Here is a 13,790-nt window from a genome sequence, read left to right as displayed (position 1 = left end):
TCCCTTCGGTGTTAGTCATAGTCGATTCCACCCCGCGTTAGCGGCGCTTCGACTTCCGGTCGTCCTTGACGTGACCCCGGAAGGTGCGCGTCGGCGAGAACTCGCCGAGCTTGTGGCCGACCATCGACTCGGTGACGAACACCGGGATGTGGGTCTTGCCGTTGTGCACCGCGATGGTGTGACCCAGCATGCTGGGGATGATCATCGAGCGACGGGACCAGGTCTTGATGACGTTCTTGGTACCGGCTTCGTTCTGAGCGTCCACCTTCTTTACGAGGTGGCCGTCAACGAAGGGTCCCTTCTTGAGACTGCGCGGCATCTAAACCCGCTCCTAGCGCTTCTTGTTCGACTTGCGGCGGCGGACGATGTACTTGTTGCTCGCCTTGTTGCGATCACGAGTACGACCCTCCTTCTTGCCCCACGGCGAGACCGGGTGGCGACCACCGGAGGTCTTGCCTTCACCACCACCGTGCGGGTGGTCGACCGGGTTCATGACGACACCACGCACGGTCGGGCGGACGCCCTTCCAGCGCATACGGCCGGCCTTGCCCCAGTTGATGTTCGACTGCTCGGCGTTGCCGACCTCGCCGACGGTGGCGCGGCAGCGCACGTCGACCAGGCGGATCTCACCGGAGGGCATGCGGAGGTGGGCCATCGAGCCCTCCTTCGCGAGCAGCTGCACGGAGGCACCCGCGGAGCGGGCGAACTTGGCGCCACCGCCGGGACGGAGCTCGATCGCGTGGATCGTGGTACCGACCGGGATGTTGCGCAGCGCCAGGTTGTTGCCGGGCTTGATGTCGGCCGCCGGGCCGTTCTCGACCACGGCACCCTGGGCCAGCCCACGGGGGGCCAGGATGTAGCGCTTCTCGCCGTCCGCGTAGTGCAGAAGAGCGATACGCGCGGTGCGGTTGGGGTCGTACTCGATGTGAGCGACCTTCGCCGGCACGCCGTCCTTGTCGTGACGACGGAAGTCGATCACGCGGTAGGCGCGCTTGTGGCCACCACCCTGGTGGCGGACCGTCACGCGACCGGAGTTGTTACGGCCGCCCTTGCTGTGCAGGGGGCGGACCAGCGACTTCTCCGGCGTGGACCGCGTGACCTCGACGAAGTCGGCGACGCTGGAGCCACGACGGCCCGGCGTAGTCGGCTTGTACTTGCGGATTCCCATTTCTCAGTCCTCGTCCGATATTCGGACCAGGGCGCTCCGTTAGGAGGCCTGGCCGAAGATGTCGATACGGTCGCCCTCAACGAGGGTCACGATCGCGCGCTTGGTGTTCGCACGCTGGCCGAAGCCGGTGCGGGTCCGCTTGCGCTTGCCCTGACGGTTGATCGTGTTGACCCCGGAGACCTTGACCGAGAAGACCGCCTCGACGGCCTGCTTGATCTGGGTCTTGTTGGCACGCGGGTCGACGATGAACGTGTACTTGTTCTCGTCGAGCAGGGCGTACGACTTCTCCGAGACGACCGGACGAACGAGAACGTCACGGGGGTCCGTGTAGCTCTTGCTCAGCGGCGTGGGCTCGACAGCGATCTTGCCCTCGGTGGCGATGCGCTTCGCCTTAGCGACGCGCGCGGCCTTGGCGGCCTTGGCGGCCTTCGAGGCGATGCTCGGGTGACGCGTAGCCATCAGGCCTCGCTCCCTTCGGTGTCAGCGGCCTTGGGGCCAGACACGAAGGACTCGAAAGCGGCCTGGGTGAAGACCACGTCGTCCGAGACGAGAACGTCGTACGTGTTCAGCTGGCCCGGCTCCAGGATGTGGACCTGGGGCAGGTTGCGGGCGGAGAGCCACGCGGCCTCGTCGGAGCGCTCGGCGACCAGGAGCAGGTTCTTGCGCTCCGAGATCTTGCCGAGCAGCGACTTCGCGGCCTTCGTGGAGACCTCGCCCTCGACCACGCCGGAGACGACGTGGATGCGAGCGTTGCGGGCCCGGTCGGTGAGGGCGTGACGCAGAGCGGCAGCCTTCATCTTCTTCGGGGTCCGCTGCGAGTAGTCACGCGGCACGGGACCGTGCACGACGCCACCACCGGCGAACTGCGGGGCGCGGGTCGAACCCTGACGGGCGCGGCCGGTGCCCTTCTGGCGGTACGGCTTCTTGCCGCCACCACGGACTTCGCCACGGGTCTTGGTCTTGTGCGTGCCCTGACGGGCAGCGGCCAGCTGCGCGACGACGACCTGGTGAAGCAGCGGAACGCTGATCTTCTCTACGTCGAAGATCTCCGCGGGGAGCTCGACGGACCCGGCCTTGTCGCCCGCCGGCGAAAGGATGTCAACAGTGCTCATCGGTTACCTCAGGCCCCCTTGGCCGCAGTGCGGACCAGGACGAGGCCGCCGTTCGGACCGGGAACCGCGCCCTTGATGAGCAGCAGACCCTTCTCCGCGTCAACGGCGTGGACGGTCAGGTTCTGGGTGGTGACCCGCTCGTTGCCCATACGGCCCGCCATGCGGAGGCCCTTGAACACACGGCCGGGGGTGGCGCAGCCACCGATCGAGCCCGGCTTGCGGTGCACGCGGTGGGCACCGTGGGATGCCTTGCCACCGGCGAAGTTGTGACGCTTCATGACACCGGCGAAGCCCTTGCCCTTGCTCTTGCCGGTGACGTCGACCTTGACGCCGGCCTCGAAGGTCTCGGCGGTGATCTCCTGGCCGAGGGTGTACTCGCTGGCGTCAGCGGTACGGATCTCGACGAGGTGACGACGGGGGGTGACGTCGGCCTTGGCGAAGTGGCCCTTGAGGGGCTTGTTCACCTTGCGAGGGTCGATCTCGCCGAAGGCGATCTGGACCGACTCGTAGCCGTCGACGTCGTTCGTACGGACCTGGGTCACGACGTTCGGGCCGGCCTTGACGACGGTGACCGGAACAACACGGTTGTTCTCGTCCCACACCTGCGTCATGCCGAGCTTCTCGCCCAGGATGCCCTTGATCTGCTTAGCCATTCTCAGATCACCAGCCCTTAGAGCTTGATCTCGATGTCGACACCGGCCGGGAGGTCGAGTCGCATCAGAGAGTCAACGGTCTTGGGGGTCGGGTCGAGAATGTCGATCAGGCGCTTGTGCGTGCGCATCTCGAAGTGCTCGCGCGAGTCCTTGTACTTGTGCGGCGACTTGATGACGCAGTACACGTTCTTCTCGGTAGGCAGCGGCACCGGGCCCGCGACCGACGCACCAGTACGCGTCACCGTCTCGACGATCTTCTTCGCCGAGGAGTCGATGACCTCGTGGTCGTAGGCCTTGAGCCGGATGCGGATCTTCTGTCCCGCCATGGCTACTTAGTAGTCCTTTGTCTCGAAACGCTCTGGCTCCTGGGGGCCCTGTTTCACACTTCCTCCGACCCACGCGGTCGGGCGTGTCGCGGTGTCGCTGACAGAAATATCCGTACGGATTTCCCTGCTACAGGAACCGCGGCCCAGGGCCGCACAAACTCGGGGGAAGAAACCCACCAGGCGCCTGGTGGAGCTCCGCGCTGAGCTTCCCGGAAGATTCCCGTACGTCCGCCCCAGCGCTGCCGCAGGCGACAGATAAGGCGACGAGTACTGTGGGACTCGCTTCCGGTCCTCCCGGCGGGAGGCGCGCAGCATCGGCACTCAACCGAGCAACCCCGACAGTCTGCCATACGGGGCACCTCCGGGGCCAATCGAGCCGAAGAGAGTACCCGGTGTGTGACCGAGGTCAAACCGCCCCGGGCCGACGGCGCGCCCCGCACGCCGTCGTCGCCCTGGCACCGGCGGGCCCGAGGGCCTTCTGGGGTCGGTCTAGTACGGCTGTGCCAGGACGTGGGCGGCGCCCGGGATGCCGATCTTGAGGAGTTCGTCCTCCTCGGGGGTCGTCGGGGTGCCGGTCTCCTGGCGCAGCACCGCGCGAGACAGGGACTGCACCCACAGGGCGCGCGGGCGGCGCCGGGCCTCCCAGGCGGTGAGCGCCTCGGGCACGCCGGGCTCGGCGTCCAGCACCTCGGCGAGCACCAGCGCGTCCTCGACCGCCATGGCCGCGCCCTGCGCGAGGTGCGGGGTGGAGGCGTGCGCGGCGTCTCCGGCGAGGACGACGCGGCCCACGTGCCAGGGCTCCTCGACGGTCACCTGGGAGATCCGCGAGTACACGACCGCCGACGGGTCGGTGACGGCGGCGAGCGCGTCGGCGACCGGCCCGGTGTACATCCTGAGGCGCTCGGCGAGCTGCTCGTGGGCGCGCCGCGGGTCGGGCCGGAAGTCCTCCCGCTCGGCGAACACCGCGCCCAGGTACATGAGTTCCTCGGTGATCGGCGTGAGCAGCGCCTTCGCCTCCGGCCCGGCCGTGGCCATGACGACGCCGCGCACCTCGGGCGGGCGCGGCACGGTGACCCGCCAGTTGGCGAAGCCCGTGTACCCGGGCGTGTACGTGTCCCCGTAGAGCCGGGTGCGCAGCGGGGAGCCGATGCCGTCGAAGCCGACGACGAGGTCGTGGCGGGCGGTGCTGCCGTCGGAGAGGGTGACGTCGACGCCGGTGCCGTCGTCCTTCAGCTCGGTGATCGTCGTGCCGAGGCGGAGGTGCGCCCCGGCGGCGCGGGCCGCGTCGCCGAGGATCCGGGCGAGGGCGGGGCGCGGGATGCCGTTGACGGCGGGGGCGTCGGCCATGCGGGGCTGGGGTATCGCGGCGAGCGTGGTCCCGGCCGGGTCGGCGATGGTCAGGGTGTCCCACGGGAAGCCGGCCGCGAGGCACGCGTCGAGGACGCCGATCTCGCGCATGACGTGCAGGGCGTTGGTCGGCTGGATGATGCCGACGCCGAGCGCGTCGAGTTCCTCGCGCAGTTCCGCGACCTCGACGGTGTGGCCGCGGCGGGCCAGGGCCGTGGCGAGGGTGAGGCCGCCGATGCCGCCGCCGTGGATCAGGACGCGGAGGGCGGTCGCTGGTGCGGGTGCTGCCGTCATGCCGGGTGACTCCTGGGGTCAAGTGCCGTGACGCGGACGGGGACTGACGGTCGGTCGGGCCTCGCCGGCCTGTGACGCGGCATGTTAATCAGGCCCGCGGGGCGGCCTGCGGGCAACCCCCGCACGATCGGCACAGGTCCTCCACGCGGGGCCGCGTGATGGGATGGAGGCCCAGCTCAGAGCGCTCCGTCAGACCGTCAGAGGGGAACATCGTCGTGAGTCAGCCGGCCGGTCCGGGCCCGCACTTCGTGCCGCGCGCGTACATCAATCCGCGCTTCGAGGAAGACCTCCAGTTCAACGCCGTGAGCGGCCCCGCCCGCTACGCCGCGCGCACCGAGCGGCCCGTGCGGTACGGCGCCGTGGCCGACGGGCAGGGCACGGTCACGGGGTACGTGTGGGCGAACGACGAGGACGACGCGGCGGGCTGGATCGTGCGCCGGGACGCCGGTGAGAAGGCCGCCGGCGACGGGACCTGGGCGCTGCGGCTGCGCGATTCCAAGGCGGCGGGCCGCACCCCGGGCGAGGCCCTGCGCCGCCTGCTCGACGACGGAGCCACGCCCTCCGGGGCGCACGTGATCGGCAGCTCGATCGCCTGGGCACCGCACCTCGACGCCCTGTACGCGCTGGCGGACGTCCCGCGCGACCGGGTGCGGGACGCCACCGCCGGCGCCCTGTACGGGCTCGCCCTCGGCGACGCGATGGGCCGCCCGCTCTCCGCGCTCCCGCTGGACGGCATCCGGTCCGCGTACGGCGAGTGGACCGCGATGGAACTCCCCTGGCACGAGGGCGAGTCGGGGGCTCCGGGCAATCCCCGGCAGGCGGCGCTGCCGCGGGCCCGGGTGTCGGACCAGACCCAGTTGGCGCTCGCCGTCGCCGAGGCCCTCGCCGAGACCGCCGTCCGCCCGCCCCAGACGGAGGCCGAGGCCCGGCACAGCCTCACCACGCGCGGGGCGCTGCCCGCGCCGCCATGGGTGACGCCGGGCGCCGTCGCCGCCGCGCTGCGCACCCATCTCGTGCGCTGGCTCGCCTCGCCGGACAACGACCGCGATCCCGGCCGGACCACGGTCGACGCCTGCACGGCACTGCGCGACCCGGGCACGCCCTGGCAGGCGGCGACCGCCCTGGAGTCCAAGGGCTGCGGGGCCGTGGTGCGGGCGGCGGCCGTCGGTCTCGCCCCGTATCTGAGCGCCGAGCAGCGTTCGGGCATCGCGCAGGCGCAGGCCGCGCTCACGCACGGCCACCCGACGGCGCTCGCCGCGAGCGATCTGGCGGCGCACGCGACGTACCTCCTGGCCCACGGCTGCGAACCCGGCGCCCTCCTGGACCGGCTGCGCGCCCACGCGGTCGCGTCCCGCCGGACGTACCGGGCGGACTGGCTCGGCGACCTGGCCGGGCGCGCGGGGGCGGACAGCCCTGGCGGGTTCGCCGAGCGCGGGTGGGACGAGTGTCTCGTGGCGCTGGACGCGGTGGGCGCGGCGCTCGCTCCCGCGGACCGGGACCGGGAGCCCGCGCGGGCCGTCGGCGGTGCCTGGACCGCCGACACCGTCCTCGCCGGTGCGCTCTACGCCTTCCTCGTCACCGGCGCGCATCCCCGCCACACGATCCGCCGCGCCGCGCACACGTCCGGGGCCTCGGCGGCGACGGCCGCGCTGGCCGGGGCGTTCGCGGGGGCGGGGCGCGGGGCGGACCGCTGGCCGCGGGAGTGGACGGAGGCCATCGAGTACGGGGCGCGGGTGCGGGCGCTGAGCGGGGCCTGGGACCGTCGCTGAGAGGTGGCCGAGGGGCCGCGGCCCGGCGGGGGTTTCTCACGCACATGACACGCCGATGTCCGCAAGCCGTAACGATCCGCCCCGGCACGTACGGAACGACCGCCTCCCCGGGCACGATCCCCTCGCACCGCACACACCGACCACGGGGGTCCGACCATGCGCACCGACACGAACCGAACGAGCAGGAAGCTGTACGTCCTGGGGGCGGCCGTCGCCGCGGCCCTGGCCCTGACGGCCTGCGGCCCGGGCGACTCGGAGGGATCGGCCGACGGCCCGACGAGCGCGTCCCCCACGACCGCGCGGTCGACGCCCCCGTCGACCCCGGACTCGGACTCCCCGTCGGCGCCGGCCTCGTCCCCGGCCCCGTCCTCCCCCGACCCCACGATCTCCGGCGGCCCCGGCGACGCCGGGAACGGCGGCTGGGACCTCGCCGACCGTCAGACCCCGCCGACCGGTTCGGTCTGCGACCACGACGGCCAGGGCCCGTACGGCGCGATCGAGTCGGTCAGCGCGGGGGGCGAGAGCCCGACCATGCTCGGCCTCGTCCTGGGTTCCTACCAGTGCGACGCCGACGGCCCCACGTTCACGCCCAGCAGCGCGACCGGCGCCGCCACGGACGTACTGACCGACGACACGCATCTCAAGGTCGTCGTCGGCGGGCAGCTCGCGCGGGACCTGGGCACGAAGACCCCGGACGCGAACACGTTCGTCAAGCACCTCATGGACCTGCAGGACAAGAACGCGCTCGGCGGCCCGAAGGCCCCGCAGTTCTACTTCCGCACCGACGTGCCGTCGGACGACGTCAACGCGATGCCGGACGACAACAACCACCTGATCTACCTGTTCCAGATCGTCGACGGCGACTGACCAGCCGGGACGACCGAGAAGCCGGCGCCATCCGCACCACGCCCTCTCGACACTCTGCGTACGCAGCCGAACACTCCATGTGCATTTCGTGAAGATTCCGCAGGAGATGTGCGCGTTCGGCATATGCCATCCGTATTGACTCCGCGTCAATTACGTTCTGCGATGGCGCGACTACATATGTATGTACGAGAGGGCGTGGACCCGATGATCCCCGAGATGAGCAGGACCGGAGCGGGCCTGGAGGCGTTGACGAGCGGATCGATCACGCGGGGCGCGGAGCGGCGTCCTTGCGCGGTGCTGCTGCGGTACGACGCCGACGACCCGTTCGTGGTGTCCCTGACGGTGTCGCCCGGCTCCGCCGCGATCCCGAGGACGAGTGCGCGGTGGGAGATCTCCCGCGACCTGCTGGCAGCGGGGTTAGGCGGCGCGGTCGGCATCGGCGCCCTATCGGTTCTGCCCGGGCGGGATCCCGAGGGGCCGGCGCACGTGACGATCCGCGTGCAGGAGAAGGGGTGCGAGACCCTGATCCGGATCGGCCACGCGGCCCTGATGACGTACCTGGAGCGCAGCCACGCGCTCCAGCCCTTCGGCACCGAACCGACCGAGATGGCCCTCGACCGGGAACTCGCCCGCATCCTGGGCGACGGCCCCGTCTGACCGGCGGCGCATGACCGGCCGCGCATGACCGGCGGCGCCGCACGACCGGCCGGCGATGACCGGCGGGTCCGTGGGACGCGGCTCCGCTTCAGGACGACTCAGTCCCGGTCGATGTTCTCGTGCAGCACCTTGCCGTGGCCGGCGTCGATGTCGAACGTCGTCTTGACCCACGTCCCCGGGGTGACCACGTCCACCGCCCAGACCGTCGGCCCGCCGTCGGAGTCGTCGAGGCCGACCGACGTGACCGTGCCCTTCTTCCGGTCCGTGGCCGTCTCGGCCGCCTTCGTCGACGTGATCTCGGCCGCCGCGAGCTTGTCGGTGTTCTCCTTCTTGTCGCCCGCGTCCTGGTCGTCGTCCTTCTCGGACCGCGTGACCTTGCCGGTGACGGCGTCGATCCGCACGTCGGTGCTCGTGCCGTCCGACGCGACGACCTCCGCGTCCCACACCGGACGACCCTGGTCGTCGTCGCCGAGTTCGATCTCCAGGAGCTTGCCGCCGGAGACCTCCTTCTCGGCGGTCATGGCCGCCTTGTCCCAGTCGACCTTCGTCGCGGTGATCAGCTTCTTGCGCTCCTTCTGATCCTCGCTCAGCCGCGGCGAGGCGGACACGGAAGCGGTGGCAGCCACCTGCTCGGCCGCACGGTCCGCCTGCTTCGTACCCGACGAGGCGTCGCCTCCGTCGTCCGACGAACAGGCGCTCAGCAAGGACAGCGACGCGGCGACGGCGCACAGGACGCCGACGGCACGCCCTCGGGCGAGGCGGTCGCTCCGCTTCACGGGCGCGGAGTGCAGGGGCGCGGAGGGCAGGGGCGCAGAGTGCATGGCAGGCCTTTCGGGCTGGGCACCGGGGAACTCCGTCACTCCGGCGCTCGGGTCCACCCCCCACATCGAGACGTCCGCCCACCACCGTCGCGGCGGCCCCGTACGTGACGCACGGCGCGGACCCACCGATCCTCGCAGCCCGCCCCGCACGCGGCATCCCGGCGCCGGTTCGCTCATGTCCGCGCGCGCCGCCGCCCCGTCCGGGTGAACGGAACATGTACGCGCATGGAACCCACTCCCCCTGCCGAGCCTCTATCCAGGTGAACCAACCTGAACAGAGGCGCGCTCCACCGACACCGCCGCGCCGCCTCGCAGCGGATGGAGTGAGCGCCGGCATGCAGAAGAGACCTGCGATACCGCGGCCTTCGTGGCCCGAAATGCGCCCTATGTTCAGCCCCGGCCGCACGCCGCCCGCCCCCGGCGCCGCACCCGCACCCGCACCCGCACCCGCACCCACCCGGCGCCACCTCCTGCTCGGCGCCTCCGCCCTGGCCGCCACCACGGCCCTGGCCTCCTGCGCGCCGCGCGCAGCCGTGCCCCCGCCCCGCGCCTCCGTCCCCTCCCCCGCCTCCGGCCGCCCCGCCGCGGAGGCGGACCGCGCCCTGCTGCTCCAGGTCCTCGCCCACCCCGACGACGACCTGTACTTCATGAACCCGGACACCCAGCAGGCCCTGGCCGCCGGCACCCCGCTCGTCTGCGTGTACGTCACCGCCGGCGAAGCCGACGGCCGGAACAAGACGGCGACCGACCGCGACCCCGCCCCCGACAAGGCCGCCTACTCCGCCGCCCGTCACCAGGGCCTGCGCCAGTCCTACGCGACCCAGCTCGGCCTCCCCCTCTTCACGCCCTGGGACCAGCGCGTCCTGCGCCTGCCCAGCGGATTCCGCGCCGAGCTCGACGTCCTCGAACACCGGGGCCGCCGCGTCGAGCTCGTCCACCTCAACCTCGCCATGCACACCCCGGCCGGCCACATGGGCGCCCCGTCCCTCTGGCGCGACCCGGGCCTGCTCCTGCGCACCCTCGTCCCCGAGGGCTCCCCGCTGCGCGCCGTCCAGACGTACACCTACGACTCCGTCGTCACCGTCCTCACAGAACTGTTCCAGCGCTACCGGCCGACCGTCGTGCACACCCTCGACCCGGACCCCGACATCCAGGTCAGCGACCGGATCACCCGCCTGCGCGACAGCGAGCAGCCCGGCTACTCCGACCACGCCGACCACACCGCCGTCGCCTCCTTCAGCTGGGCCGCGCTGATCCGCTGGGCACGGACCGCGCCGGACGGCCCGCCCCCGTTCGTCGTCACCGCCTACCGCGGCTACTACAACCACCACTGGCCCAAGAACCTCCCGCCGCGCCTGGTCGACCAGAAGGCCGCCCACCTCGTCCCGTACGGCGCGGCCCCCGACTGGTCCTGCGGCAACCCGGCCGGCTGCGGGGACTACAACGTCGGCGGCGACCGCCCCCTGACCAACCGCAAAGGCTGGGTCCGCGCCACCCACCACCGCTACCCCGGCCCGCGTCTCACGCTCCTGAGCGGCCCAGACGGCCGCGCCACCGCGTACGGCGTCCTCGGCCTGCGCGCGGTCCGCTACGACGAGAAGCCGGGCGGCGGCTTCGCGGCCCCGGTCGACCTCGGCGGCGGCCCGCTCGCCCCGGCGCTCGGCAGCGCCACGCTCCCGGACGGCCGCCATCTGCTCCTGGGCCTGCGCCTCGCCGAGGTCGAGGGCCTGGGCGGCCCCGACGTGCGGGAGATCGTGGCCCTGGAGCCCGCCCGGCGCGGCGACGGCCGCGGCACCTGGACCGGCCTCGGCAACCCGGAGACCGACCCCGACCGGGGCCGGCGCATCGGCGTCCCGGTGGCCGTCACCGCCCGCGACGGCCGCGTCCACCTCTTCGTCCGCAACGCCGGCCAGGGCGTCAGCACCCGCGTCCGCGACACGTCCGGCACCTGGTCGCCCTGGAAGGACCTCGGCGGCGGCCCCGTCCAGGACGGCCTCACCGCGACCGTCGGCCCCGACGGCCGCGTCCACGTCTACGCGCCGGGCCGCGACACCGTCCACCACTGGACCCCGGACGGGCCCGCGCCGCTGCCGGGCCTGCCCACCCCCGCCGACGCAATAGCCGCGGCGGACGGCCGCCTCTACTACCGTCCGCCCGCCTCCGACCGGCTCCTCTCCCCCGGCGGCCCACCCGTCGACCTCCCCGGCTACGGCCCGGTGACCGCCACCGGCGACTACCTCCTCGGCCGCGCTACGGACGGCTCCGTACGGCTCCTGCGCCAGGGCCGTCGCATCCGCCCCACCGGCCTCCCGGTCACCCTGGACACCCCGTCCCTGACCGCCGACGCGCACGGCCCCACGCTCGCCGGCCTCTCCCTGGACGCCCGCCCCTGGCTGTGGCGTCCGGCCCAGGCGAAAGCGTGACCGTCAGGGCAAACCCTGCGACGAAATGGTGACGAAAACTGCGTTCCTTCGACTGATCCACGAGTGACATGCTCGTCTGAAGGTCCGTCACGGGGGCGGGCTGCAAGGGGGATTCGCATGTCGTTCGACGAGGAATGGGCCCAATTAAAGGCCGAGGCGCTGGAGCGCAGGTCGACGGGGATGCGGTTGAACCAACTGCCCGTCGACCCCGGCGGCTCCGGGCCTGCGGGCCCCGCGGCCGGCACCCTGGTCGCCAAGGCCGAGTCCATCAACGGCAATTCCAACCTGCTCATCGAGATCGCCGGCTACCTCCAGGAGGGCCGGCCCGACGCCGAGCTGACGACCATGGCCCGCGATCCCCGGACCCACGAGGACGTCGCCTCGCAGGTGATCCGCTTCGCGTCCTTCGGGGGCGACCAGTACCTCGACGCCGTCGCCCTGTTCACCGCGCTCTCCACCCGGCTCAGGACCGCGGGCAGCGACTTCACGAAGATCGAGGACGACACCGCCCGCCGGTTCCTGGAGCAGGTCCTCCAGGGCAGCTACCTCTCCCCGGAGGCGCGATGAGCACCGGCATCAGCCATCGCGAGGACGTCGAGTTCCTGGAGAACTGCAGCCCGCCGCTCGTGGAGCGCAACGCCGCGGAGTTCCGGCGGGTGCACGCCCTGCTCACCTCGGTCGACCCCTCCGCCGAGCGCGCCGAGAAGCACACCCAGTGGAAGAGCGAGGGCAGCACCCACTACGAGGGCCGGCTGCGGGAGGGCCGCCGGCTCCTCTCGGAGCTCGCCGACGGCTACGACAAGGCGGCCACCGCACTCAGCGACTACGCGACCGCGCTCGAGGTCGCCAAGTCGTTCTACTCCAGCGGCAGAAGCACCGAGCAGCAGCTCGCCACCCTCATCCACACCAAGGGCACGGCCGTCACCCGCGAGGCCCAGGAGGCCGAGCCGATGCGGCAGTGGGAGGACATGCGGGCCACCACCGGCGTCGGTGACTTCTTCATGGAACTCACCATGGACGTGGACGACATCAGGGACGAGGCCAACCGGCTGCACGACTCCGCGGGCGGCGACTTCCACCTGGCGAAGACCACCGAGAAGGACGCCCGCGATCTGTGCGTGCACCGGCTCAAGCAGGCCTACGACCTGCTCCCCGAGTTCCGCACCTTCGCCGACCGCACCGATCTCGCGTCCGCCGTCCCCGCGCTGCGCCGGGAGGCCGCCGAGGCGAGCAGCAATCCGATCACCCGTCTCCCGGGCAGCGGGCCCAAGCAGGACTACTACCCCGTCGCCGGCGACCGGCTCGTCTCGCCGACCCTGCGCGACATCCGCCTCCAGATCGCCGGTCTGCCCGCAGCCCGCGACAACTACTGGGACCCGCCCGGCAACGACCAGGAGCGCGCCGCGTGGCTCCACGCGAACCGCGACTACATCAACGCGGCGGCCCGCAACTCCGGGCTCCCTGCGGACATGGTCGCCGGCATCGCGTGGAAGGAGGTCGCGGGACAGCCCGGCATCCTCGACGACGTCACAGACACCATCCGCGAGCAGTTCGACTCGCCGATCAGCCCCCTCGCGCCCGAGAACCTGCCCGACCGCCTGGCCGGCGACCCGGACAACACCTCGTTCGGCCCCATCGCCATCCAGGTCCGGCGCGGCGCGGAGGTCCTCGGCTACGACCCGGAGCACCTCACCGACCAGCAGCGTGCCACCGTCGAGGAGTCCCTCCAGGACCCGGGGCAGAACATCTTCATCGCCTCCGAGTACCTGGCCCAGCTGAAGGCCGAGAGCGGCTTCGCCGACGTACCGCCCGAGGAGATGACCCCCGAGCAGAAGCAGGAGCTCGCCGCCCGCTACAACGGCGGCCCGTACTGGGAGTCCGAGAAGGCCCAGGGATACGGGAAGGACTTCGCCGAGAACCTCGACAACGCCAGGAGGGCCCTGCGCCCATGAGCCACCCCGTCCCGCAGCACCCGGACGACGCCGACCGCGGCTGTCTGCGCGTGGTGCTCGCCGTTCCGCTCGTGCTGCTGACCCTGCCGGCGGCGTACGCCTGCTGGCTGGCGCTGACCATCAGACCGGGCTACCTGGGCGACGAGGACGCCTACCGCGGCATCGAGACGGGCTGCCTCGCCGCGGTCTTCTTCGCGGGACTGGCCGCCCTCCTGTGGCTGCTGCCGCCGGTGCGCCGGGTCCTGCGCTGGCCCTGGATCGTGCCCGCCGCGCTGCTCCTGACGGTCGCCGCCGTGCGCTGGGTGACCGTCCCCCAGTAACCGGGCACGCAAAAGGGCCCGTACGACCTAAGTCGTACGGGCCCTTTCAGAGCTCGCAGGAGCTACCAGGCGTCAAGCCCA

15 protein-coding genes are annotated in these 13,790 nt (G+C 71.9%); 7 read left to right on the top strand and 8 right to left on the bottom strand.

The window, feature by feature from the left end; translation table 11 throughout:
• Positions 1-37 precede the first annotated feature (37 nt).
• From rpsS to ACZ4E1_RS38120, 7 genes are all read right to left on the bottom strand, one after another.
• A complete protein-coding gene (gene rpsS / locus ACZ4E1_RS38150) occupies positions 38-319 on the bottom strand; it encodes a 30S ribosomal protein S19 (RefSeq protein WP_030788278.1) in 282 nt (93 codons plus the stop codon).
• A gap of 12 nt (positions 320-331) precedes the next feature.
• The gene (rplB, locus tag ACZ4E1_RS38145; protein ID WP_161304259.1) at positions 332-1,168 is read right to left on the bottom strand and encodes a 50S ribosomal protein L2; all 837 of its coding nucleotides are present in this window, start codon (positions 1,166-1,168) and stop codon (positions 332-334) included.
• Between the two features lie 39 nt (positions 1,169-1,207).
• Positions 1,208-1,627 (bottom strand): 50S ribosomal protein L23, encoded by a 420-nt coding sequence (rplW, locus tag ACZ4E1_RS38140; RefSeq protein ID WP_161304260.1) that lies wholly within the window; start codon positions 1,625-1,627, stop codon positions 1,208-1,210.
• Entirely contained in the window at positions 1,627-2,280 is a 654-nt protein-coding gene (gene rplD / locus ACZ4E1_RS38135; RefSeq protein ID WP_467548293.1) for a 50S ribosomal protein L4, read from the bottom strand. The genes rplW and rplD overlap by 1 nt, the downstream gene beginning before the upstream one ends.
• A gap of 8 nt (positions 2,281-2,288) precedes the next feature.
• Positions 2,289-2,933: a 50S ribosomal protein L3 gene (gene rplC, locus ACZ4E1_RS38130; RefSeq protein ID WP_467548291.1), complete on the bottom strand. Its 645-nt coding sequence runs from the start codon at positions 2,931-2,933 to the stop codon at positions 2,289-2,291.
• A 17-nt stretch (positions 2,934-2,950) separates the two neighbouring features.
• Positions 2,951-3,259 carry a 30S ribosomal protein S10 gene (rpsJ, locus tag ACZ4E1_RS38125; protein WP_003948644.1) on the bottom strand — a complete coding sequence of 103 codons (309 nt, stop codon included), beginning with the start codon at positions 3,257-3,259 and terminating at the stop codon, positions 2,951-2,953.
• Positions 3,260-3,748: 489 nt separating this feature from the next.
• Positions 3,749-4,900 carry an FAD-dependent monooxygenase gene (locus tag ACZ4E1_RS38120; RefSeq protein ID WP_467548289.1) on the bottom strand — a complete coding sequence of 384 codons (1,152 nt, stop codon included), beginning with the start codon at positions 4,898-4,900 and terminating at the stop codon, positions 3,749-3,751.
• Between the two features lie 215 nt (positions 4,901-5,115).
• On the opposite strand from ACZ4E1_RS38120, the gene ACZ4E1_RS38115 reads away from it, so the two are divergent.
• From ACZ4E1_RS38115 to ACZ4E1_RS38105, 3 genes are all read left to right on the top strand, one after another.
• Positions 5,116-6,669: an ADP-ribosylglycohydrolase family protein gene (locus ACZ4E1_RS38115; RefSeq protein WP_467548287.1), complete on the top strand. Its 1,554-nt coding sequence runs from the start codon at positions 5,116-5,118 to the stop codon at positions 6,667-6,669.
• A gap of 156 nt (positions 6,670-6,825) precedes the next feature.
• The gene (locus tag ACZ4E1_RS38110; RefSeq protein WP_467548286.1) at positions 6,826-7,536 is read left to right on the top strand and encodes a hypothetical protein; all 711 of its coding nucleotides are present in this window, start codon (positions 6,826-6,828) and stop codon (positions 7,534-7,536) included.
• Positions 7,537-7,752: 216 nt separating this feature from the next.
• Positions 7,753-8,193: an SsgA family sporulation/cell division regulator gene (locus tag ACZ4E1_RS38105; RefSeq protein WP_467548284.1), complete on the top strand. Its 441-nt coding sequence runs from the start codon at positions 7,753-7,755 to the stop codon at positions 8,191-8,193.
• Between the two features lie 98 nt (positions 8,194-8,291).
• Here ACZ4E1_RS38105 and ACZ4E1_RS38100 read toward each other — a convergent pair whose 3' ends face one another.
• Positions 8,292-9,014, bottom strand: a complete 723-nt coding sequence (locus tag ACZ4E1_RS38100) for a PepSY domain-containing protein (RefSeq protein ID WP_467548282.1) — start codon at positions 9,012-9,014, stop codon at positions 8,292-8,294.
• Between the two features lie 386 nt (positions 9,015-9,400).
• Here ACZ4E1_RS38100 and ACZ4E1_RS38095 point away from each other — a divergent pair, with 386 nt between their 5' ends.
• The 4 genes from ACZ4E1_RS38095 to ACZ4E1_RS38080 all read left to right on the top strand — a co-directional run bounded on the left by ACZ4E1_RS38095 (position 9,401) and on the right by ACZ4E1_RS38080 (position 13,709).
• A complete protein-coding gene (locus ACZ4E1_RS38095) occupies positions 9,401-11,437 on the top strand; it encodes a PIG-L family deacetylase (protein ID WP_467548280.1) in 2,037 nt (678 codons plus the stop codon).
• 117 nt (positions 11,438-11,554) lie between these two features.
• Complete coding sequence (locus ACZ4E1_RS38090) at positions 11,555-12,004, top strand: hypothetical protein (protein WP_467548279.1); 450 nt, start codon at positions 11,555-11,557, stop codon at positions 12,002-12,004.
• The gene (locus ACZ4E1_RS38085; RefSeq protein ID WP_467548277.1) at positions 12,001-13,389 is read left to right on the top strand and encodes a hypothetical protein; all 1,389 of its coding nucleotides are present in this window, start codon (positions 12,001-12,003) and stop codon (positions 13,387-13,389) included. The genes ACZ4E1_RS38090 and ACZ4E1_RS38085 overlap by 4 nt, the downstream gene beginning before the upstream one ends.
• Positions 13,386-13,709, top strand: a complete 324-nt coding sequence (locus tag ACZ4E1_RS38080) for a hypothetical protein (protein ID WP_467548275.1) — start codon at positions 13,386-13,388, stop codon at positions 13,707-13,709. The genes ACZ4E1_RS38085 and ACZ4E1_RS38080 overlap by 4 nt, the downstream gene beginning before the upstream one ends.
• The last annotated feature ends 81 nt before the right edge of the window (positions 13,710-13,790 follow it).

The sequence above is a fragment of the Streptomyces sp. NPDC025806 genome (assembly GCF_055558275.1).
The sequence above is the reverse complement of the archived record's forward strand: the minus strand, read 5'-3'. Positions and strand labels throughout refer to the sequence as shown.

Bases quoted from the DNA above. Each gene is read 5' to 3' on its own strand.
- rpsS (WP_030788278.1), bottom strand. From the start codon at position 319: ATGCCGCGCAGTCTCAAGAAGGGACCCTTCGTTGACGGCCACCTCGTA.
- rplB (WP_161304259.1), bottom strand. From the start codon at position 1,168: ATGGGAATCCGCAAGTACAAGCCGACTACGCCGGGCCGTCGTGGCTCC.
- rplW (WP_161304260.1), bottom strand. From the start codon at position 1,627: ATGGCTACGCGTCACCCGAGCATCGCCTCGAAGGCCGCCAAGGCCGCC.
- rplD (WP_467548293.1), bottom strand. From the start codon at position 2,280: ATGAGCACTGTTGACATCCTTTCGCCGGCGGGCGACAAGGCCGGGTCC.
- rplC (WP_467548291.1), bottom strand. From the start codon at position 2,933: ATGGCTAAGCAGATCAAGGGCATCCTGGGCGAGAAGCTCGGCATGACG.
- rpsJ (WP_003948644.1), bottom strand. From the start codon at position 3,259: ATGGCGGGACAGAAGATCCGCATCCGGCTCAAGGCCTACGACCACGAG.
- ACZ4E1_RS38120 (WP_467548289.1), bottom strand. From the start codon at position 4,900: ATGACGGCAGCACCCGCACCAGCGACCGCCCTCCGCGTCCTGATCCAC.
- ACZ4E1_RS38110 (WP_467548286.1), top strand. From the start codon at position 6,826: ATGCGCACCGACACGAACCGAACGAGCAGGAAGCTGTACGTCCTGGGG.
- ACZ4E1_RS38105 (WP_467548284.1), top strand. From the start codon at position 7,753: ATGAGCAGGACCGGAGCGGGCCTGGAGGCGTTGACGAGCGGATCGATC.
- ACZ4E1_RS38100 (WP_467548282.1), bottom strand. From the start codon at position 9,014: ATGCACTCTGCGCCCCTGCCCTCCGCGCCCCTGCACTCCGCGCCCGTG.
- ACZ4E1_RS38095 (WP_467548280.1), top strand. From the start codon at position 9,401: ATGTTCAGCCCCGGCCGCACGCCGCCCGCCCCCGGCGCCGCACCCGCA.
- ACZ4E1_RS38090 (WP_467548279.1), top strand. From the start codon at position 11,555: ATGTCGTTCGACGAGGAATGGGCCCAATTAAAGGCCGAGGCGCTGGAG.
- ACZ4E1_RS38085 (WP_467548277.1), top strand. From the start codon at position 12,001: ATGAGCACCGGCATCAGCCATCGCGAGGACGTCGAGTTCCTGGAGAAC.
- ACZ4E1_RS38080 (WP_467548275.1), top strand. From the start codon at position 13,386: ATGAGCCACCCCGTCCCGCAGCACCCGGACGACGCCGACCGCGGCTGT.